Origin of the sequence: Micromonospora globosa, from assembly GCF_000717585.1 — a bacterium.
Taxonomy (GTDB): Bacteria; Actinomycetota; Actinomycetes; order Mycobacteriales; family Micromonosporaceae; genus Micromonospora; species Micromonospora aurantiaca.
In genome coordinates this window covers 41,319-60,139 of the sequence record NZ_JNZR01000029.1, presented here as the reverse complement: position 1 = coordinate 60,139, position 18,821 = coordinate 41,319, and the positions used below count along the sequence as shown (strand labels likewise).

16 protein-coding genes are annotated in these 18,821 nt (G+C 74.8%); 10 read left to right on the top strand and 6 right to left on the bottom strand.

Annotated features, from left to right (window positions below; translation table 11 throughout):
- Positions 1–11: 11 nt before the first annotated feature.
- From nth to IF06_RS0124265, 4 genes are all read left to right on the top strand, one after another.
- A complete protein-coding gene (gene nth / locus IF06_RS0124280) occupies positions 12–791 on the top strand; it encodes an endonuclease III (RefSeq protein ID WP_030273759.1) in 780 nt (259 codons plus the stop codon).
- On the top strand, positions 791–1,420 hold the full coding sequence (locus IF06_RS0124275; RefSeq protein WP_036311452.1) for a TlpA family protein disulfide reductase: 630 nt from the start codon (positions 791–793) through the stop codon (positions 1,418–1,420). The genes nth and IF06_RS0124275 overlap by 1 nt, the downstream gene beginning before the upstream one ends.
- Positions 1,417–2,109, top strand: coding sequence for an NUDIX hydrolase (locus IF06_RS0124270; protein ID WP_013474985.1), 693 nt, complete (start codon positions 1,417–1,419; stop codon positions 2,107–2,109). The genes IF06_RS0124275 and IF06_RS0124270 overlap by 4 nt, the downstream gene beginning before the upstream one ends.
- 76 nt (positions 2,110–2,185) lie before the next feature.
- Positions 2,186–3,364, top strand: a complete 1,179-nt coding sequence (locus IF06_RS0124265) for a MarP family serine protease (RefSeq protein WP_013289000.1) — start codon at positions 2,186–2,188, stop codon at positions 3,362–3,364.
- Between the two features lie 15 nt (positions 3,365–3,379).
- Here IF06_RS0124265 and IF06_RS0124260 read toward each other — a convergent pair whose 3' ends face one another.
- From IF06_RS0124260 to IF06_RS0124245, 4 genes are all read right to left on the bottom strand, one after another.
- Positions 3,380–4,105: a phosphatase PAP2 family protein gene (locus tag IF06_RS0124260; protein ID WP_030273753.1), complete on the bottom strand. Its 726-nt coding sequence runs from the start codon at positions 4,103–4,105 to the stop codon at positions 3,380–3,382.
- Between the two features lie 30 nt (positions 4,106–4,135).
- Positions 4,136–4,930, bottom strand: a complete 795-nt coding sequence (locus IF06_RS0124255) for a phosphatase PAP2 family protein (RefSeq protein WP_030273752.1) — start codon at positions 4,928–4,930, stop codon at positions 4,136–4,138.
- A gap of 40 nt (positions 4,931–4,970) precedes the next feature.
- Complete coding sequence (gene mycP / locus IF06_RS0124250) at positions 4,971–6,284, bottom strand: type VII secretion-associated serine protease mycosin (RefSeq protein ID WP_030273750.1); 1,314 nt, start codon at positions 6,282–6,284, stop codon at positions 4,971–4,973.
- 88 nt (positions 6,285–6,372) lie between these two features.
- The gene (locus IF06_RS0124245; protein ID WP_030273748.1) at positions 6,373–10,311 is read right to left on the bottom strand and encodes a type VII secretion protein EccC; all 3,939 of its coding nucleotides are present in this window, start codon (positions 10,309–10,311) and stop codon (positions 6,373–6,375) included.
- A gap of 105 nt (positions 10,312–10,416) precedes the next feature.
- On the opposite strand from IF06_RS0124245, the gene eccD reads away from it, so the two are divergent.
- A complete protein-coding gene (eccD, locus tag IF06_RS0124240) occupies positions 10,417–11,799 on the top strand; it encodes a type VII secretion integral membrane protein EccD (RefSeq protein ID WP_013474990.1) in 1,383 nt (460 codons plus the stop codon).
- Between the two features lie 58 nt (positions 11,800–11,857).
- Here the strand turns inward: eccD and IF06_RS0124235 are convergent, their stop codons facing one another.
- A complete protein-coding gene (locus IF06_RS0124235) occupies positions 11,858–12,364 on the bottom strand; it encodes an inorganic diphosphatase (protein WP_013288994.1) in 507 nt (168 codons plus the stop codon).
- 517 nt (positions 12,365–12,881) lie between these two features.
- On the opposite strand from IF06_RS0124235, the gene dacB reads away from it, so the two are divergent.
- The 3 genes from dacB (at position 12,882) to tilS (ending at position 16,476) form a co-directional block, all read left to right on the top strand.
- Positions 12,882–14,285 carry a D-alanyl-D-alanine carboxypeptidase/D-alanyl-D-alanine-endopeptidase gene (gene dacB / locus IF06_RS0124230; RefSeq protein WP_186466403.1) on the top strand — a complete coding sequence of 468 codons (1,404 nt, stop codon included), beginning with the start codon at positions 12,882–12,884 and terminating at the stop codon, positions 14,283–14,285.
- 66 nt (positions 14,286–14,351) lie between these two features.
- On the top strand, positions 14,352–15,419 hold the full coding sequence (locus IF06_RS0124225; RefSeq protein ID WP_013288992.1) for a zinc-dependent metalloprotease: 1,068 nt from the start codon (positions 14,352–14,354) through the stop codon (positions 15,417–15,419).
- 106 nt (positions 15,420–15,525) lie between these two features.
- Positions 15,526–16,476, top strand: coding sequence for a tRNA lysidine(34) synthetase TilS (gene tilS, locus IF06_RS0124220; RefSeq protein WP_030273744.1), 951 nt, complete (start codon positions 15,526–15,528; stop codon positions 16,474–16,476).
- A 118-nt stretch (positions 16,477–16,594) separates the two neighbouring features.
- On the opposite strand, the gene IF06_RS0124215 is transcribed toward tilS, so the two are convergent.
- Complete coding sequence (locus tag IF06_RS0124215; RefSeq protein WP_013474994.1) at positions 16,595–17,554, bottom strand: GlxA family transcriptional regulator; 960 nt, start codon at positions 17,552–17,554, stop codon at positions 16,595–16,597.
- A gap of 150 nt (positions 17,555–17,704) precedes the next feature.
- Here IF06_RS0124215 and IF06_RS34020 point away from each other — a divergent pair, with 150 nt between their 5' ends.
- Entirely contained in the window at positions 17,705–17,842 is a 138-nt protein-coding gene (locus IF06_RS34020; protein ID WP_018786602.1) for a hypothetical protein, read from the top strand.
- A 99-nt stretch (positions 17,843–17,941) separates the two neighbouring features.
- On the top strand, positions 17,942–18,517 hold the full coding sequence (gene hpt, locus IF06_RS0124205) for a hypoxanthine phosphoribosyltransferase (RefSeq protein WP_013288988.1): 576 nt from the start codon (positions 17,942–17,944) through the stop codon (positions 18,515–18,517).
- Positions 18,518–18,821: the final 304 nt, after the last annotated feature.

Here is an 18,821-nt window from a genome sequence, read left to right as displayed (position 1 = left end):
GGCTGGCCGACGTGACCACGCGCTCCCCCGAGACCGACCTCGGCCGTACGCGCCGCGCCCGGCGCATCGGCCGCGTGCTGACCGAGACGCACCCCGACGCGCACTGTGAACTCGACCACGCCAACGCGCTGGAGCTCGCAGTGGCGACGATCCTGTCCGCCCAGTGCACCGACAAGAAGGTCAACGAGGTCACGCCGAAGCTGTTCGCCCGCTACCGCACCGCCGCCGACTACGCCGCGGCGGACCGCGCCGAGCTGGAGGAGCTGATCCGGCCCACCGGGTTCTACCGCAACAAGACCAGCTCCCTGATCAACCTCGGGCGGGCGCTCTGCGAGCGGTACGACGGCGAGGTGCCCGGGCGGCTCGACGACCTGGTGACCCTGCCGGGGATCGGCCGCAAGACCGCCAACGTCATCCTCGGCAACGCCTTCGGCGTCCCCGGCATCACCGTCGACACCCACTTCCAGCGGCTGGTGCACCGGTGGCAGCTCACCACCGAGACCGATCCGGTGAAGATCGAGCACGCGATCGGCGCGCTCTACCCCAAGCGCGACTGGACGATGCTGTCGCACCGGGTCATCTTCCACGGCCGCCGGGTCTGCCACGCCCGCAAGCCTGCCTGCGGCGCGTGCACGCTGGCGAAGCTGTGTCCCGCGTACGGCACCGGGCCGACCGAGCCGGCCGCCGCGGCCAGGCTGCTCAAGGGCCCCCGCGCCCGTGACCTGGCGGTGGCCGTCGGCCTCGATCCCGACCTGGTGCCGCAGCAGGCGGCAGCGGCGGACGTGCCGTGATGCGCCGGCTCGCGTACCTTCTCGTCCCGCTGCTGCTGGCGACGGCGGGCTGCACCGCCACGACCGAGGAGCCGGAACGTCCGGCGCCGGCGACCCGGGCCGAGCGCCCCTCGCCGTTCGCCGACTGCGCCCCGCTGACCGTCGCGCCCGCCGCCGCGTCCCCGACGTCCGCCGGGAAGGCCGCGTCCCCGACGCTTGCAGGGAAGGCCGGTGACCAGCTCCCCGACCTGACGCTCAACTGCTTCACCGGCGGCGCGCCGGTGAACCTGCGCGACGTCAAGGGCCCGGCGGTGATCAACGTGTGGGCGTCCTGGTGTCCGCCGTGCCGCAAGGAACTGCCCGCGTTCCAGCGGCTCAGCGAGCGGGCCGACGGCCGGTTCCAGGTGATCGGCGTGAACAGCCGGGACAGCCGCGGCGGCGCGCAGTCCATCGGCGAGGACTACGGCGTCGACTTCCCGATGCTGCTCGACCAGGGCGACGCGTTCCAGCGCGCGCTGGAACGCAACGCGTTCCCGCTCACAGTGCTCGTCGACGCCGACGGGCGGATCCGGCACACCGACGCGACCGGCGCGCTCGACGACGCCCGCCTCGCCGCGCTGCTCGAACGTCACCTCGGGGTGCGGGTATGACCCGACGGCCGCCGCTGTGGTTCGACCCGCTGCTGGGCCGGCTCGGCACCGCGCGGGCGGAGGACTTCACCCGCATCGTCACGCCGTCCAGCGGCGGCCGGGAGAGCGCCGTACTGGTGCTGCTCGGCGAGGAGCCCGGCGCCGGGCCGGACGTGCTCGTCCTCCAGCGCGCCGCGACGCTGCGCAACCACGCCGGGCAGCCGGCCTTCCCGGGCGGGGCGGCCGACCCGGAGGACGCCGACGCCCGCGCCACCGCGCTGCGCGAGGCGAACGAGGAGGTCGGCCTCGACCCCGGCAGCGTCACAGTGCTCGCCGAGCTGCCCCGGCTCTGGATCCCGGTCAGCGACTTCGTGGTCACCCCGGTGCTCGCCTGGTGGCACGACCCGCACCCGGTGCACCCGCGCGAGCCGGCCGAGGTCGCGCACGTGGCCCGGCTGCCGGTCACCGAGCTGGTCGACCCGGACAACCGCATGCGGGTACGCCACCCGAGCGGCTGGATCGGTCCCGCCTTCTCCGCACGCGGCATGCTCGTCTGGGGCTTCACCGCAGGCGTGATCGACCGGCTGCTGGAGATGGGCGGCTGGTCCCGGCCCTGGCCGCACTCGCGTGTGGTGGACCTGCCGCCCGTGGACGCCACGCCCGCTCCGTCGGCGGGCACCGAGGCGGCCGACGAGAGCCCGGTGCGGTGATCACCCGTACGCATCCCCGGGTCACGTTCCGCGAGCGCTGAGCCGAGCACGGGCCCCGTGCCCGTACCCTTGGGGCGTGTCCGCCGTGGATCTCGTCCTTCTTCTGCTCATGCTCGTGTTCGCGATCAGCGGATACCGTCAGGGTTTCGTCATCGGGGCCCTGTCGTTCTCCGGCTTCTTCCTCGGAGCGCTGCTCGGCCTCCAGGTCGGGCCGCTGATCGCGCAGCAGTTCGCGGCGAGCGGCACACGTGTGCTGATCTCCCTGGTGGCGATCTTCGGGCTCGCGGTGCTGGGGCAGGCGCTGGCGGGCTGGCTCGGCTCGAACCTGCGGGCCGCCATCACCGGCCCGGCCGGCCGGAAGATCGACGACGTCGGCGGCGCGTTCATCTCGGTCATCGCGGTCATGCTCGTGGCGTGGCTGGTCGCCGTGCCGCTCGGCTCCTCCTCGGTGCCGTGGCTGGCCTCCTCGGTCCGCAACAGCGCGCTGCTCACCGTCGTCGACCAGGTGCTGCCGGACAAGGCGCAGGACCTGTCCACAGCGCTACGCGACACGGTCGACACCAACGGCTTCCCGGACGTGTTCGGCGACCTCGCGCCGACCCGGGCCCGGCAGGTGGCACCGCCCGACCCGGCGCTCGCCAACTCCCAGGTGGTGCAGAACAGCAGGCGGTCGGTGGTGAAGGTGCTCGGCTCCGCGCCGAGCTGCTCGCGCCGCATCGAGGGCTCCGGTTTCGTGTACGCCGACGACCGGGTGATGACCAACGCGCACGTGGTGGCCGGCACCCGCTCGGTGGCTGTGGAACTGCGCGGCGAGCGGTACGACGGCGAGGTCGTCGTCTACGACCCGGACCGGGACCTGGCGGTGCTCTACGTACCCGGGCTGCCCGGCCCGTCGCTGCGCTTCGCCGCCGGCCCGGCCGCCACCGGCGCTGACGCGATCGTGCTCGGCTTCCCGCTCGACGGCCCGTACGACGCCCGCCCGGCCCGGATCCGGGACGTCGACCGGATCACCGGCCCGGACATCTACTCGGCCGGTGACGTCAACCGGGAGATCTACACGATCCGGGCGCTGGTGCGCAGCGGCAACTCCGGCGGCCCGCTGGTCTCCTCGAACGGTCTGGTGCTCGGCGTGATCTTCGCGGCGGCGGCGGACGACCCGAACACCGGTTTCGCGGTGACCGCCGCCGAGGCGCGACCGGTGGCGCTCGCGGGCGCGGAGCGTACCCGGGGAGTGGCGACCGGCGACTGCACCTGAGCCGGCCGGCGGCGCTCAGCCACCCGCCGGCGCTCCCGCCGGTGTCGCCTCGTCGCCCGAGCGGGACAGCGGCAGCCGGGCGCGGCCCCAGGTGAGCGTGCGGTCGAGTACCGCCCGCGCCATGATCGCCACGCAGGCACCGCCGTTGAGGAACGAGGCGACCACGTCGCTCGGGTGGTGCATGCCCCGGTACATCCGGGTGAGCGCCACGCCGATCGGCACCAGCACCAGCAGCGTCCACCAGCCGACCTTGGCCGGGGTGCTGCGCGCCCGCAGCGCCAGCAGCACCGCGAGACCGACGTAGAGCGCCGTGGCCGCCGAGGTGTGCCCGGACGGGAAGCTGGACGTGGGCGGGGAGGCGTCCATGTGCGCGACGGCCGGGCGGTTCCGGTCGATGGCCATGGTGGTGAACAGGAAGATCAGCGCCTGCGCGGTCACCGCCGCGCACAGGAACAGCGGCTCCCGCCAGCGGTGCAGCACCAGCCGCAGCACCAGCGCCGCCAGCACCGTCACCACGACGATCATCTGGGTGCTGGCCAGCGTGCTGAACACCAGCGAGACGTCGTTCCACCCCGGCGTCCGGTCGCCGGCCAGCTCACGGTTGACCGTGTCCTCCACGGTGAACGGCCAGGTACGGGCCAGCACCCGGGTCACCAGCAGGCCCAGGCCCACCATCAGCGCGAAGAGCAGGGCCAGCGGCAGCAGGACACGCCTGGTGACTCGGATCACGACATCGGACATGGGCACGCCTGTACCCCGGCGCGGGTCCGGTTACGCCCGGTCGCCCTCCGGCCGCTGGTCGGCCAGCTCCGGCTCGACCCCCTCACGGAGCGCACGGGCGGACGGCCGCCCGGATCCGCTGCGCCAGGTGGCGAAGCCGGCCGCTGTCGCGGCCACCACCGCCGCCCCGAGCACCCAGCCGCCCACCACGTCGCTGGTCCAGTGCACGCCCAGCGCGATCCGGCTGAGCCCGGTCACCACTGCGACCAGCACGGCGGCGGTCCACAGCGCGACCCGGCCCCGGCGGCTGTCCCGCACGAACGGCAGGAACACCAGCAGCAGCACACCCGCCGCCAGCGTGGCGTTGAGCGCGTGACCGGACGGAAACGAGTAACCGGCGGCCCGGGCCACCGGGTCGAGCAGATCCGGCCGGTCCCGGCCGACGAGCAGCTTGAGCAGCGCGCCGAGCAGCCCGCCGGCGGCCATTGTGACGACCACCCAGATCGCGAGCCGGGGCGCGCCGCGCCGGACCAGCCAGACCACCACCACGACCGCGGCCACCCGCAGCGGCCCGGGCCCGAACACGTGCGTCCAGACCGTCATCACACCGACCCAGGCGGAATGGTCCTGTGCGTACCCGTGGAACGCGTCGGCGATCGAGGCGTCCAGCCGCAGCAGAGGCGGCCACGCGCCGAGCACCAGCAGCGCGATCAGGGCGAACGGCACCAGCACCAGGAACGCCGCGACCGCGGCCAGGGTGAGCCGCAGGCCCAGCGAGTGCTCGGGGTCGAGGCGGCGGCTCCGCCACGACCGCTGCCGCGTGACAGTGGCCCTGGTGGTGTCCATGGGGCTCTCCCTACCCATCCGAGGGCGGGATCAGACCGGTTCAGCGACGGGTCTGCCGGAACCGGCGAACCATCAACGCGGTGCCGGTGACGAGTGCGACGAACAGGGCCAGGCCGGTCCAGAGCCGTTCCGGGGCGGAGGCGTCCGTCTGGCCCGCCGGCCGGGCGTTCCAGCCCTCCGAGGAACGCCCCAGCGGGTCACCGCCCCGGCCCGCCGCGGCGGCCCGGGTGTCCCGCGTGTCGCCGGGCGCCGGCCCGAAGCCCACCACGCCGGGGGAGCCGTTGTCGTCGAGCGGGTTGTGGCCCACCGCCGGGACGTCGGCGGTGAGCGCGGCCACCGGATCGACAAGGCCGTAGCCGAACCGGTCGTCCCGGCCGGTCGGGCCGAGATCCCGGGCGGTGGCGATCAGCCGGTTCACCACGTCCCCGGCTGACATCTTCGGATACCGCGCGCGGACCAGGGCAGCTGTCGCAGCGACGAGCGGCGCGGCGAAGCTCGTACCCTGCACCCGCCAGTAGCCCTCCGGCCGGGCGCCGTAGAGCCCGGTGGCCGGGGCGCTGAGCACCGTCTCATGACCCGTGATCGAGCCGGACCAGAGGTTCTCGCTGGTCCGCTCCAGCCCGGCGACCGCGAGCACACCCGGTTCCCGGGCCGGGTACCAGACCTCGGTGGTCGTCGAGGTGGCCAGATTGCCGGTGCAGGCCACCACCACCACGTCCCGGGCGAACGCGTAGTCGAGCGCCGCGGCCAGGGCCGGGTTGTCGCTGCTGCCGCCGAGCGACAGGTTGACCACCTGGGCGCCGTTGTCGACCGCCCAGCGCACCGCCTTGGCGATGATCAGCGCGTCGTCGTAGCGGTTCTCGGCGTCGAGGACCCGGACCGGAAGGATCTTGGCGTCCGGCGCGAGCCCCAGCACGCCCCGGTCGTCGTCGGCCCGCCCGGCGATCAGCCCGGCCACCGTGGTGCCGTGCCCCACCGGGTCCGGGCCGTCCGAGCCGTCCGGCGTCACCAGATCGAGGCCGGGAAGCACCTGGCCCGCCAGGTCGGGGTGGGTGCCGTCCACACCGGAGTCGATCACCGCGACCACCACGCCGCGCCCGGTCGAGGTGCGCCACGCGGTCTTCGCCCGCAACTCCTCCAGCTGCCACTGCTCGTCGCGTACCTGATCGGTGCGCAGCAGGCGGTCGGGGGACACCCAGGGACGCGCCACTGTGGCCGGGGCGGCGGGCGCGGCGTGGGCCGGCGGCGCCAGCGGACCGGCGACGGTGGCCAGCGCCGACACGGCGGCGAGCAGCGCGCGTCCGGCGCGACGCCGGGGCGGCCCACCGGGCGGTCCCTGCCGATCCCCTGTCACATTCCCCAGCCGTTCGGTCGCGTCAGACACATGCTGCACGGAGATTACCGGTTGTCCCGACCGTCACGGGGCAACTCCGCGAGGCGGATCACCCGGGCGGGAGATGCGCCAACTGCACCAGGCGCACCCCCTCCCGGCGCGTGACCAGACGCGCCCGCCCCGGGGGCAGCGGCCCGGCCTTGACCTGACCGACGAGCGCGCCCTCCTCCGGGCCGCCCGACATCACCAGCCCCGCCGTGGACAGCTCGCGCAGCCGCTGCACGATCGGCTCGTACGCGGTCCGCCCGGCACCGCCGGTACGCCGCGCCAGCACCAGGTGCAGCCCGACGTCCCGCGCGTGCGGCAGATGCTCCTCCAACGCCCGCAACGGGTTCGTCGGCCCGCCTGCCACCAGGTCGTAGTCGTCGACGAGCACGAACAGTTCCGGTCCCTGCCACCACGACCGGCTGCGCAGCTGCGCCGGGGTCACCTCCGGCCCCGGCTGCCGCCCCTGGAGATAGCCGGCGGCCGACTCGATCAGCTCGGCGGTGTGCGGCGCCGCGGTCCCGTACCCGATCAGGTGCGGCGTCTCGATCACGCCCATCAGGCTGCGCCGGTAGTCCACGAGCATCACCCGGGCCTGCTCCGGGGTGAACCGGTTGACGATCGAGGTGGCCAGCGCCCGCAGGAACGACGACTTGCCGCACTCGGCGTCGCCGAAGACCAGGAAGTTCGGCTCGGTGGCGAAGTCCAGCACCACCTGGGACAGGTCCGCCTCGGCCACGCCGATCGGGAACGCCAGCCCGCTCGTCGCGCTCTGGTCCAGCTCGGCGTACGGCAGCACCGGCGGAAGCAGCCGCACCCGGGGCGCCGGCGGACCGGTCCACGCGCCGGCGACCGCCTTGACCATGTCGGCGGTCTCCGTGCCCAGTGCCTCGACGCGGGGTTCGGCGGTGAGGAAGTGCAGTCCTCCCGCCGTGATGCCGCGTCCCGGGCGCTCCTCCGGCACGGTTGCCGCCAGCGCGCGCTTGACCACCACCGAGTCGGCCGGGTCGCCGAGACGCAACTCCAGCCGGGAGCCGAACAGGTCACGGATCGCCGGGCGGAAGTCCGACCAGCGCAGCGCGCTCGCCACCACGTGCACCCCGTACGCCAGGCCCCGGGTGGCGAGTTCGGTGACCAGCGGTTCCAGATCCTCGTACTCGCCGCGCAGCGTGTTCCAGCCGTCCACCACAAGGAACACGTCCCCGAACGGGTCCGGCGCGCCCGCCGCCCGCCGCCGTCGCCACGCGGCCATCGACTCCACACCGGCCTCGGCGAAACGCCGCTCCCGCTCGGCCAGCAGGCCGGCGACCTCGCCGACGGTACGGCGCACCGCGGTGCCGTCGGTCCGCCCGCTGACACCGCCCACGTGCGGCAGGTCGCGCAGCGTGCCCAGCGTCCCGCTGCCGAAGTCGAGGCAGTAGACCTGCACCTCGGCCGGGGTGTGGGTGAGCGCGAGCGCGCAGACCAGGGTGCGCAGCAGGCTGGACCGGCCGCTGCGGGTGGTGCCGACCACAGCGACGTGCCCGGCCGCGCCGTCCAGCGCCAGCCAGAGCAGGTCACGCCGCTGCTCGAACGGCTTGTCCACCACCGCCACCGGCACCTGGAGCGCCCCGTGCAGCTCCGGATTCGCCACCGTGAGCCCGCGTACCGGGTCGGCGCCGACCGGGCCGAGCAGCTCGTCCAGGGCGGGCGAGGCGTCCAGCGGTGGCAGCCACACCTGATGCGCCGGTGGGCCCTGCCCGGTCAGCCGGTCCACGAGCAGGTCCAGCAACGTCTCGCCGCTGTCGTCCTCGGCGGGCGGGGCGACGGGCGCGGGCGGCTCGGGCACCGGGACCACGTGGGTGGAGAACGCGAGCACACGCGCCTCACCGGCGCCGGACGCGCCCGCCCCGCCGCCGCGGCGGCGGACCGCGCCGGAGACGTACGCGGCCTTGAACCGGACCAGCGGATCGGTGCCCGAGCGCAGGTAACCGTGCCCCGGGCTGCGCGGCAGCTCGTGCGCGTCCGGCACGCCCAGCACCGTCCGGGACTCCAGCGCCGAGAACGTCCGCAAACCGATCCGGTACGACAGGTGCGTGTCCAGCCCGCGCAGCCGCCCCTCCTCCAGCCGCTGGCTCGCAAGCAGCAGGTGCACCCCGAGCGACCGGCCCAGCCGGCCGATCTGCACGAACAGGTCGATGAAGTCGGGCTTGGCGGACAGCAGCTCGGAGAACTCGTCGCAGATCAGCAGCAGCGACGGCAGCGGGGCCAGCGGCGAACCGGCCGCCCGGGCCCGCTCGTAGTCGCGCACGCTCGCGAAGTTGCCGGCCCGGCGCAGCAGCTCCTGCCGGCGCATCAGCTCCCCGTTGATCGCGTCCACCATCCGGTCCACCAGCGGCAGCGCGTCGGCCAGGTTGGTGATCACGGCGGCGGTGTGCGGCAGCCGCTCGAACGGCGCGAACGTGGCGCCGCCCTTGAAGTCGACTAGGACGAAGTTGAGCTGTTCCGAGCTGTGCGTGGCGGCCAGCCCGAGCACGAGCGTGCGCAGCAGCTCCGACTTGCCCGAGCCGGTCGCGCCGATCAGCAGGCCGTGCGGGCCCATGCCGTCCTGCGCCGACTCCTTCAGGTCGAGGTCGATCGCCCCGCCGTCGGCGCCCACGCCGATCGGCACCCGCAGCCGGTCCCGCGCGGCCCGGGGCGCCCAGCCCTGCTCGGCGGTGAAGCTCTCCGGGTCGCCGAGACCCAGCAGCTCGGGCAGACCCAGCTCGGCGCCGGGCGGCGCGTCCGGTCCGCGTACCGTGCCGGCCAGCCGCAGCGGCGCGAGCCGCCGGGCCACCGCCTCGGCGTCGGCGGGCGCCAGCGCGTCGGCGGCGCCCACTTCGGCGTGCCCCTCCGCGGAGTGCGAGTGCAGCCGGCCGTCGACCAGGTCGAGCAGGAGCGCGTACCGGTCGAGCAGCCGGGGCGGCGGAGTGTCCAGGTCGAGCACTGTGACCGCGTCGATGCCGCCGTCACCGGCCAGGTCGGTCGCGCCGGTCAGGTCACCGCCGTCGAGCACCACCACGACGTGCGGCCCGTCGGTGGCGGTGCCGTGCGGGCTGAACCGGGACCGGGCGCCGAGCACGTCGTCGAGCAGCCGTTCCAGGTCGGCGGCGGAGCTGGTGACCAGCCGCACCGGGCCCAGCGCGTCGGTGCGCGCCGGATGGTGGGCGTGCGGCAGCCACTTCACCCACTCCCAGGCGGTCCGGCGTTCCGGCCCGGCGCAGACCGCGATCAGCAGCTCGTCCGGCGCGTGGAAGACGGCGAGCTGGGTGAGCACCGCCCGGGCCAGCGCCTGCGCGGCGGGCGAGCCGGCGCCGCGTACCGGGCCGGCCGGGCCGCGCACGAAGACCCGGGCGAAACTGCGCAGCGACAGCGCCACCGGCAGGTCCGGCACCACCGAGTACGCGTCCAGGAAGCGCCGCAGCGCCCCGGCCGTCATCGGCTCCAGCTCCTCCAGCGGGCGGGTGATCGGCGGGACCAGCGGGGTGGCGAGCGTCTGCGGGCCCACACCGACCCGGACCACGGCGAAGTCCGGGTCGCCCGGCCGGCGCTCCCACACCCGGTGACTGTCGACTGTCGACCAGAGCCGCCCCGGCTCCGGATGGCGGTAGGACAGCCCGGCCCGCTGGGCGCCGGCGGTCTCCCGCACCCGGCGCCGGAGCGTGGCGAGGTGGCGCAGGTACTCCCGGCGGGCGGCCATCAGCTCGGACTTCTTCGGCCCGGCGCTGCCCCAGGTGGTGACCAGCATCGCCAGCGAGGAGAGGCCGAACATGCCGCCCACCACGTACGAGTACGCACCGCCGCCGCGGCCGAACATCATCGCCATGGCCACCGTCCCGCCGAGCATCGGCAGCACCATCAGCGCCTGCTGCCAGCGCCCACCGGTCGCGGCGGGGATCTCCGGCGGCGCCTCGACGGGCAGCTCACCGACCGGGATCTCCGGTGCCGGGCGGCGTGGCGGCCGCTTGATGACGACAGTGGACACTCACCCTCCCCGGAAGTGGCTCTGGGTAACCCGAGCCTGGCTCATCGTAGGTAAAGTCCTCTCGTCCGTCAGCCCACTCCCTCCGCTCGATATGGAGATGCCTCGATGACAAGCGGGCTCGCCCGGGTCACGATCAGCGCGCCCAGGCGGCGGGTCGACGTGGCCCTCCCGGAGCAGGTGCCCCTGGCCGAGCTGTTGCCCGAGGTGCTCCGGCACGCCGGTGAGGGGCTGGCCGACGACGGGGAACGGCACGGCGGGTGGGTGCTGCGCCGGACCGACGGGGCGGTGCTCGCCACCGCCCAGGCGCTGCTGCCGCAAGGAGTGCGCGACGGCGAGGTGCTGCACCTGGTGCCGGCCCGCGCGCAGTGGCCCGAACTGGAGTACGACGACGTGGTCGAGGCGATCGTGGACGGCGCCCGGCGCCGGGGTGCCGCCTGGTCGGGCCGGGCCACCCGGGCCGCGGCGCTCGCCGGTGCCGCCGTACCCCTGGCGGTCGGCCTGGTCGCCGTGGTCGCGGGCGGGCCGGGCGCGCGCGGCTGGCCGGTCGCCGCGGCGGTCGCCCTGATCCTGGTGCTCACCGCCACCGCGGCGTCCCGGGCGTACGGGGACGGCCCGGTCGGCGCCACGCTCGGCGGGTACGCGCTGCCCTGGGCCGCGGCGGCCGGTGCGCTGGCGGTCACCTCGGGCGACCCGGTCGGCCCGATCCCCGGCCTGCGCTGGGTCGGCGCCCCCGAACTGCTGGTCGGCTCGGTGGCGCTGCTGCTGGTGGCGGTGCTCGGCCTGCTCGGCGTGGCCAGCCGGTCCCGCGTCTCCGTGGCCGGGGTGACCGTCGGCGTGGCAGGCGTGGCGGCCGCGCTCGGCGGGCTGCTGCTCGACCCGGACGGCACCGCCGCGGTCCTGCTCGCCGTGCTGGTGTTCGCGCTCGGCGGGCTGCCGTTGCTGGCCATCCGGGTCGGCAAGCTGCCGCTGCCGCCGCTCACCCTGCCCAGCCCGGCCGGCACCCGGGACCTGCCGGACCGGGGCCGGGTGCACGCGGCGGTGGCCCGCGCCGAGGAGGTGCTCACCGGGATGCTGCTCGGCCACGCGGTGCTCGCGGTCGGCGCGGTCGCGGTGCTCGTCTCCGTCGGCCGGACCGCCGGGCTGCTGCTCGCCGCCGTCGCCTGCGGGGTGCTGCTGCTGCGCTCCCGCCTGTTCGTGGCGGTACGGCACCGGGTGCCCGCTGTCGTCGCCGGGCTGGCCGGGTTCGCCCTGCTCGGCGTGGTGCTGGCGGAGCGGGCCGGTCCCGGTGGCCGCCTGGCGCTGACAGTGGGCGGGCTGGCCCTGGCACTCACGGCCGTCACCGCCGGCGCCACGTACGCCCGGCGCCCGGTCTCCCCGTACCTCGGCCGGCTGGCCGACCTGACCGACACCGCGCTCGTGGTCGCGGTCGTGCCGGTGGCCTGCGCGGTGCTCGACCTCTACGACCGGGCCCGCGACCTGCTCGCCTGAACACGCGCAAGGCCCGGGTCGCGAAGCGCGACCCGGGCCTCCGGCGAAAGCGTGAGCGTCAGTGCAGCGTCTCGCCGCGCTCCTCGGCCTCCTTGGCGCGCCGGTACGACGCGGCGATCTCCGCCTCGGCCTCGACCCGGCCCACCCAGGTCGCGCCCTCGACCGACTTGCCCGGCTCCAGGTCCTTGTAGACCTCGAAGAAGTGCTGGATCTCCAGCCGGTCGAACTCGCCCAGGTGGTGGATGTCGCGCAGGTGCTCCTGACGCGGGTCCTCGTAGGGCACGCAGAGGACCTTGTCGTCGCCGCCCTTCTCGTCCGTCATCCGGAACATGCCGATGGTGCGGCAGCGGATCAGGCAGCCCGGGAACGTCGGCTCCGGCACCAGCACCAGCGCGTCCAGCGGGTCGCCGTCCTCGCCCAGGGTGCCCTCGATGAACCCGTAGTCGGCCGGGTACTGCGTGGAGGTGAAGAGGGTGCGGTCCAGCCGGATGCGGCCGGTCGCGTGGTCTACCTCGTACTTGTTCCGGTGACCCTTGGGGATCTCAACCGTGACGTCGAAATCCATCTTCCACGCTCCCTCGTTTGCCCACGCTGGCTAACGGCAACCAGCGGCTCACCCCCGGCGCGGGGTGAACGCCCCCCGTCGGCTCCGGCCGCCGCATAGTGTTCGGACCGAAGTAGTGTCGCCCAAGGCGATTTCGAGCGGGGAGGAGGGGGCCGTGGGGAGGGAAGATTCACACTACCGCCCCGAGAGGGTTGACGGGCGCGGGTCCGCCGGTTCCGGTTCCGGCGGGGCCACCGGGCGGGTGTCCGTCCCTGGTGCGAACGTCCCCCATCGTCCGGCTCCGGCCACCGGGTCCGCCCGCGTCGGCCCGCCGCACCACGGCTCCGGCCCGGCGAGCGGCTCGGCCCGCGTCGGCCCGTCCCACGACCCGACGGCTCCGCTGAACTGGCCCGGCGCGCCGGACTCGATCCCGGTCAGCCCGCCGGTCCCGCCGGTCGGCGCCGCGCCGCCCGTACCCTCAGGGCCGCCCCCGGGCCGGCCGCGACGCGGCCGGCGGCTCGTCGCGGCGCTCGCCTGCGTGCTCGTGCTGGCCCTGGCGGTGGCCGGGCTCGCCGTGCTGCGCCCCGGCCCGGTCGCCGGGTGGCTGGGCGACGACGACAGCACGGGTACGGCGGTCGCCGCGCCGCCCGAGCCCTCCCCGCAGGCCGTGCTGGCCGGGCCGGACGGCAACGCCCCGCTGCCCACCGAGGCCGGTATCCGATCCGCGCTGGACCCGCTGGTCCGCGCCGCCGCGCTCGGCGACCGGGTGCACGTGTCGGTGGCCGACGTGAGCACCGGCCAGGCGCTCTACGGCACCGGCCAGGACACGCCCACCGTGCCCGCCTCGGTGACCAAGCTGGCGACCGGCGTGGCGGTGCTCGCCGCACGCGGCCCGGCCTACCGGATCCCGACCCGCGCGGTGGCCGGGGCGAACCCGGGCGAGGTGGTCCTGGTCGGCGGCGGTGACCCCACGCTCGCCGTGGACAAGAACGGCTTCTACCCGGGCGCGGCCCGGCTGGACGACCTCGCCGCCCAGGTGCGCGACGCGCTCGGTGGCACCGCGCCGACCAAGGTGATCGTCGACTCGTCGCTGTTCAGCGGCCCGGTCTTCGAGCCCGGCTGGGACGCCGACATCCCCACCGGCGGTTTCGGCGCGGCGATCACCGCGTTGATGACCGACGGCGCCCGGAAGAACGCGGCTGAGGCGCGGCGTACCGCCGAGCAGACCAATCACGCCGCCGAGCGGGTGCCGCAGCCCGACCTGACCGCCGGCCGGCAGTTCGCCAAGCTGCTCGGCCTGACCGGCGGCGCCGCCCAGGTGACCCGGGGCACCGCGCCGGGCGCGTCCGGCGCCACGGGTACGGCCCCCGGCGCCGAGCTCGGAAAGGTCGAATCACTGCCGATGATCCGGCTGGTCGACATCATGATCAGCGACAGCGACAACGTGATCGCCGAGGCGATGGCCCGCCAGGTGGCGCTCGCCAAGGGCAAGCCCGGCTCGTTCGCCGGCGGCGCGGCCGCCACCGACCAGGTGCTCGGCGAGCTGGGCCTGCCCGCCGGCGAGATCAGCCTGGCCGACGGCAGCGGGCTGTCCCGCACCAACCGGATCAGCCCCTCGCTGCTCACCGACCTGATCACGCTCGCCGGCAACGGCAGCCACCCCGAACTCGCCGCGATCTTCGGCGGACTGCCGGTCGGCGGCTGGTCCGGCACGCTCGACGAGCGCTACCGCGCGGCGGCGACCCGCGCCGGAGCGGGTGTCGTCCGGGCCAAGACCGGCACGCTGAGCGGCGTCAACGCGATCGCCGGCACGGTGACCACAGCCGACGGCCGGCTGCTCACGTTCGCCGTGCTCACCGACCGGACCCAGGGCTCGCTGGACGACACCCGGGCGGCGCTGGACCGGATCAGCTCCGCGCTGGCCGGGTGCGGCTGCCGCTGACCGACGGGCGTCGATAGGCCGGCGCGAGCCCGGGTGGGGGTGTTCCGGCGCGGGTACGGTGGGTTCATGGCGCAGTTCGTGGACTGGGATCTGGCCGCCGCGACAGCGGGGGCGCTGAGCAAGTCGGGCCCCCGGGTGTCGTACGCCGAGGCCACCGACGTGGTCGGCGACCTGCGCCGGCTGACCGAGGAGGCGGCCGGTCACGTCGCCGACTACACCGGCCTGCGTGCGCAGGTCGCGCACCCGCCGGTACGCGTGGTCGACCGCCGGGACTGGGCGGCGGCGAACATCGCCGGGCTGCGTGAGGTGGTCTCCCCGCTGGTCGAGCGTCTCTCCGGGGACAAGCGGCCGGGCGCGCTCACCGAGGCGATCGGCTCCCGGGTCACGGGTGTGCAGGCCGGCACCGTGCTGGCTTACCTCTCCGGCCGCGTGCTCGGCCAGTACGAGGTCTTCGCCGGCGACCCCGGCCAGCTGCTGCTGGTGGCCCCGAACATCCTGGAGGTCGAGCGGAAGCTCGGCGCCGACTCGCGTGACTTCCGGCTCTGGGTGTGCCTGCACGAGGTGACCCACCGCACCCAGTTCACCGCCGTGCCGTGGATGCGCGCGTACTTCCTCGGCGAGGTGCAGGCGTTCGTGGACGCCTCCCAGGGCGGCGAGCACCTGCTGGAACGGCTCCGCCGCGGCGTGGCGACGCTCTCCGACGCGGTCAAGGACCCGGAGAGCCGGGCCAGCGTGCTGGACATCGTGCAGACCCCGGCGCAGCGCGCGGTGCTGGACCGGCTGACCGCGCTGATGACACTGCTGGAGGGCCACGCCGAGTTCGTGATGGACGGCGTCGGCCCGCAGGTCATCCCCAGCGTCGAGTCGATCCGGGCGGCGTTCAACCGCCGCCGCGAGTCCGGCAACCCGCTGGAGAAGGCGATCCGGCGGCTGCTCGGCATCGAGGTCAAGATGCGCCAGTACGCCGAGGGCCGCAAGTTCGTGCACGGCGTCGTCGACCGGGTGGGCATGCAGGGCTTCAACAAGATCTTCTCGTCCCCGCTGACGCTGCCCCGCCTGGACGAGCTGGGCGACCCGGACGCCTGGGTGTCACGCGTACACGGGCCCGCCGGTGCCACCCCGCCAGTCGGCTGATCCGGCCGGTTCGGCTGGTCCGCTCGGTCCGGCTTCTTCCGCGGGCCGGGCGGATTCCGGCGCCCGGTCGCGCCGCTCGCCGTCGCCCGCTCCCGCCGTCGCCGCCGTGCGGCTCGCCGTCCGCCGGGTGCTGACCGGCCTGCCCGGCGGCGGCCCGGTGCTGGTGGCCTGCTCCGGCGGGGCCGACTCGCTCGCGCTCGCCGCCGCCACCGCGTTCGTGGCCCCCCGGCTCGGACGGCAGGCCGGCCTGGTGACGGTCGACCACGGCCTGCAAGCCGGGTCGGCGGAACGGGCCGAGGCGGTCGCCGACTGGGCCCGCGCCGAAGGGCTCGACCCGGTCGAGGTGCTTCCGGTACGCGTGGACGGCCGGCCCGGCGGTCCGGAGGCGGCCGCCCGCGAGGCCCGGTACGAGGCGCTGATCGCGGCCGCCCACCGGTTCGACGCAGTCGGTGTGCTGCTCGGGCACACGCGCGACGAGCAGGCCGAGACAGTCCTGCTGGCGCTGGCCCGGGGCGCCGGACCGCGCGGGCTGTCCGGGATGCCGGAGCGGCGCGACGTCGACGGGGTACCCCTGCTGCGCCCACTGCTCGACGTCCCGCGCGCCGACACCCGGGCCGCCTGCGAAGCGCTCGGGCTCGACCCATGGGCGGACCCGCACAACGCCGACCCCGCGTACGCCCGGGCGCGGGTCCGGACCGACGCGCTGCCGGCACTCGTCGACGCGCTCGGGCCGGGAGTGGTGGCGAACCTGGCCCGGACCGCCGGACTGCTCGCGGCCGACAACGCCGCGCTCGACGCGCTCGCCGACGCCGCGCTCGCCGACGCCCGGACCAGGGAGGGCGGGCTGTCCGTAGCCGGGCTCGCCGAGTTGCCGGCCGCCGTCCGTACCCGGGTGCTGCACACCTGGGCCCGCGAGCTGGGCGCCGCGCCGGCCGCGCTGTCCCACAGGCACGTGGCCGCGCTGGACGCCCTGGTCACGGCGTGGCGCGGACAGGGCCCGGTGCACCTACCCGGCAACCACCAGGTACGCCGCCACGCGGGTCACCTCCTGCCCTGACCCGAGCGGACGGCCCCCCCTTGCCCCCGTTGATCAAGGCTTTTTGGTCACGTTCCGGCCCTCCCCAGCCCGCAAACTCCTTGATCACCGCTCCAGAGGCGCCGGCGGTGTGGGCGGGTCAGGTGGTCTGGCGGTCTCGGAAGGTGGTGCGGTAGGCGAGCGGGGTGGTGCCCACCCGGCGGGTGAAGTGGTGCCGCAGCGCTGCCGCGTCGCCGAAACCGGCCTGCTCGGCGACGCCCTCCACGCTCAGTGACGTGTCCTCCAGCAGGTGCCGGGCCAGCAGCACCCGCTGGTTGGTCACCCAGTCGTGCGGGGTGGTGCCGGTCTCGGCGCGGAACCTGCGGGCGAACGTACGTGGGGCCATCCCGGCGCGCGCCGCCAGCTCGTCCACTGTCACCTGTCGCCGCAGGTGTCCCATCAACCATTCCAGCACCGGTTCCAGCGTGGGTGCCTCCGGCGCCTTGGGGATCGGCGCCTCGACGTACTGCGACTGGCCGCCGTCGCGGTGCGGCGGCACCACCATCCGGCGGGCCAGCCGGGTCGCCACCGCGGAGCCGTGCTCCTGGCGTACCAGATGCAGGCAGGCGTCGATGCCGGCGGCGGTGCCTGCGCTGGTGAGCAGCCGGTCGTCCTGCACGTAGAGCGAGTCGCACTGGACCCGGGCGGCCGGGAAGCGCTGCTGGAGTTCGTCGGTGTACCGCCAGTGGGTGGTGCAGTCGCGCCCGTCTAGTACGCCCGCCTCGCCGAGGACGAACGCGCCGGCGCAGACGCTGAGCAGCCAGGCGCCCCGGTCGGCGGCGCGGCGCAGCGCGGCGAGCACCGGCTCGGGGACCGGGGTGCCGTCGGCGTGCGCGGGGACCGCCACCAGGTCGGCGTCCTCGACCGGGCCCAAGCCGGCGGTGGGGGTGAGCAGGAACCCGGAGCGGCTGCGGACCGCGCCGCCGTCGGCGGTGCAGACGTCGAACCGGTATCCGGGGAAGCCGTCGGCGGTGCGGTCGGTGCCGAAGACCTCGGCGAGCACGCCGAGTTCGAAGGCGGCGACGTGGTCCATGGCGATGACGGCGACCGAGCGGAGCATGTGACGAGGGTAACCCGACAGGTGGCAGGAAATCGATGCCCGATGACATTCCTGCCACTGTCCGGATCGGTCGGTGGCCCGCAGAATCAATGGTGTCCGGTGCGCACCGGCGGCGAAAACAGTCTCAACCATGCGAAAGCGAGCGCCGCCATGACCGTTCTGCTGCTCCTGCTCTTCCTGCTCCTTCTCGTCGGCGCCAGCGCCTTCGGGTTCACCGCCGACACCCGCGACTCGGCCGACTGGAAGCCGAGCGACGACGGGCAGCGCTGGCGCTCCCGTACCTGCTGAGGTGATTTATTCAGTTCGCGCCGAAAATCCCCGGCGGGACCGCGCCAAAAGGGGCGGCCCCGCCGACGGCGGCGCGGGGGCGTACGGCAGGCTAGGAGCATGGCTGACGGCTCCTGGTACGACGCCGACATCGACCACGTGATCATCTCGGAGGCGCAGATCCGCGACAAGACCGCGGAGCTGGCCAAGCAGGTCTCGGCGGACTACGCCCACGTCGAGGACGGCCTGCTGCTCGTGTGTGTGCTCAAGGGAGCGGTCATGTTCATGGCCGACTTCGCCCGTGCGCTGGGCCGCCAGGGCCCGCCCGCCGAGCTGGAGTTCATGGCCGTCTCGTCCTACGGCCAGGGCACCACCTCGTCCGGCGTGGTCCGCATCCTCAAGGACCTGGACCGGGACATCGCCGGCCGCCACGTGGTGGTCGTCGAGGACATCGTCGACTCCGGCCTGACGCTGTCCTGGCTGCTGCGCTACCTGGAGTCGCGCTCCGCGGCGAGCGTCGAGGTGGTCGCGCTGTTCCGCAAGCCGGACGCGGTCAAGGTGCAGGTCCCGGTCAAGTACGTCGGGTTCGACATCCCCACCGAGTTCGTCGTGGGCTACGGGCTCGACTTCGGCGAGCGGTACCGCGAGGTGCCCTACGTCGGGGTGCTCAAGCCCGAGGTGTACGCGCGGGCCTGAGGCTTTGCCGAGCCCTTCGTCAGCTGACATTCAGCGGGCTCTCAGTCTTCCGGTCTACGGTAGGGACCGGTGACGTGGAGGCACCCTCCACGCCCGGCCCCTCGAACCGCGTGACCGTGCGGTGTGGGCGGGCCGGGTGGGAGCTCCCCGCCACGCCGGCTCAAACCCGGGTTCGCCCTACGCGTAAGTGCCGGGCTCGCAAGCTCACTCGTCGCGCGTACGGTGTACCGTCGAATGACCGTGGTGCGGCAGTTTGCGTGCCCCGGGGGTCGGGCCGGCCCGCACGGCGGCCCCGGCCGCCGCT

Bases quoted from the DNA above. Each gene is read 5' to 3' on its own strand.
- IF06_RS0124275 (WP_036311452.1), top strand. From the start codon at position 791: ATGCGCCGGCTCGCGTACCTTCTCGTCCCGCTGCTGCTGGCGACGGCG.
- IF06_RS0124270 (WP_013474985.1), top strand. From the start codon at position 1,417: ATGACCCGACGGCCGCCGCTGTGGTTCGACCCGCTGCTGGGCCGGCTC.
- IF06_RS0124260 (WP_030273753.1), bottom strand. From the start codon at position 4,105: ATGTCCGATGTCGTGATCCGAGTCACCAGGCGTGTCCTGCTGCCGCTG.
- IF06_RS0124255 (WP_030273752.1), bottom strand. From the start codon at position 4,930: ATGGACACCACCAGGGCCACTGTCACGCGGCAGCGGTCGTGGCGGAGC.
- eccD (WP_013474990.1), top strand. From the start codon at position 10,417: ATGACAAGCGGGCTCGCCCGGGTCACGATCAGCGCGCCCAGGCGGCGG.
- IF06_RS0124235 (WP_013288994.1), bottom strand. From the start codon at position 12,364: ATGGATTTCGACGTCACGGTTGAGATCCCCAAGGGTCACCGGAACAAG.
- IF06_RS0124225 (WP_013288992.1), top strand. From the start codon at position 14,352: ATGGCGCAGTTCGTGGACTGGGATCTGGCCGCCGCGACAGCGGGGGCG.
- IF06_RS0124215 (WP_013474994.1), bottom strand. From the start codon at position 17,554: ATGCTCCGCTCGGTCGCCGTCATCGCCATGGACCACGTCGCCGCCTTC.
- IF06_RS34020 (WP_018786602.1), top strand. From the start codon at position 17,705: ATGACCGTTCTGCTGCTCCTGCTCTTCCTGCTCCTTCTCGTCGGCGCC.
- hpt (WP_013288988.1), top strand. From the start codon at position 17,942: ATGGCTGACGGCTCCTGGTACGACGCCGACATCGACCACGTGATCATC.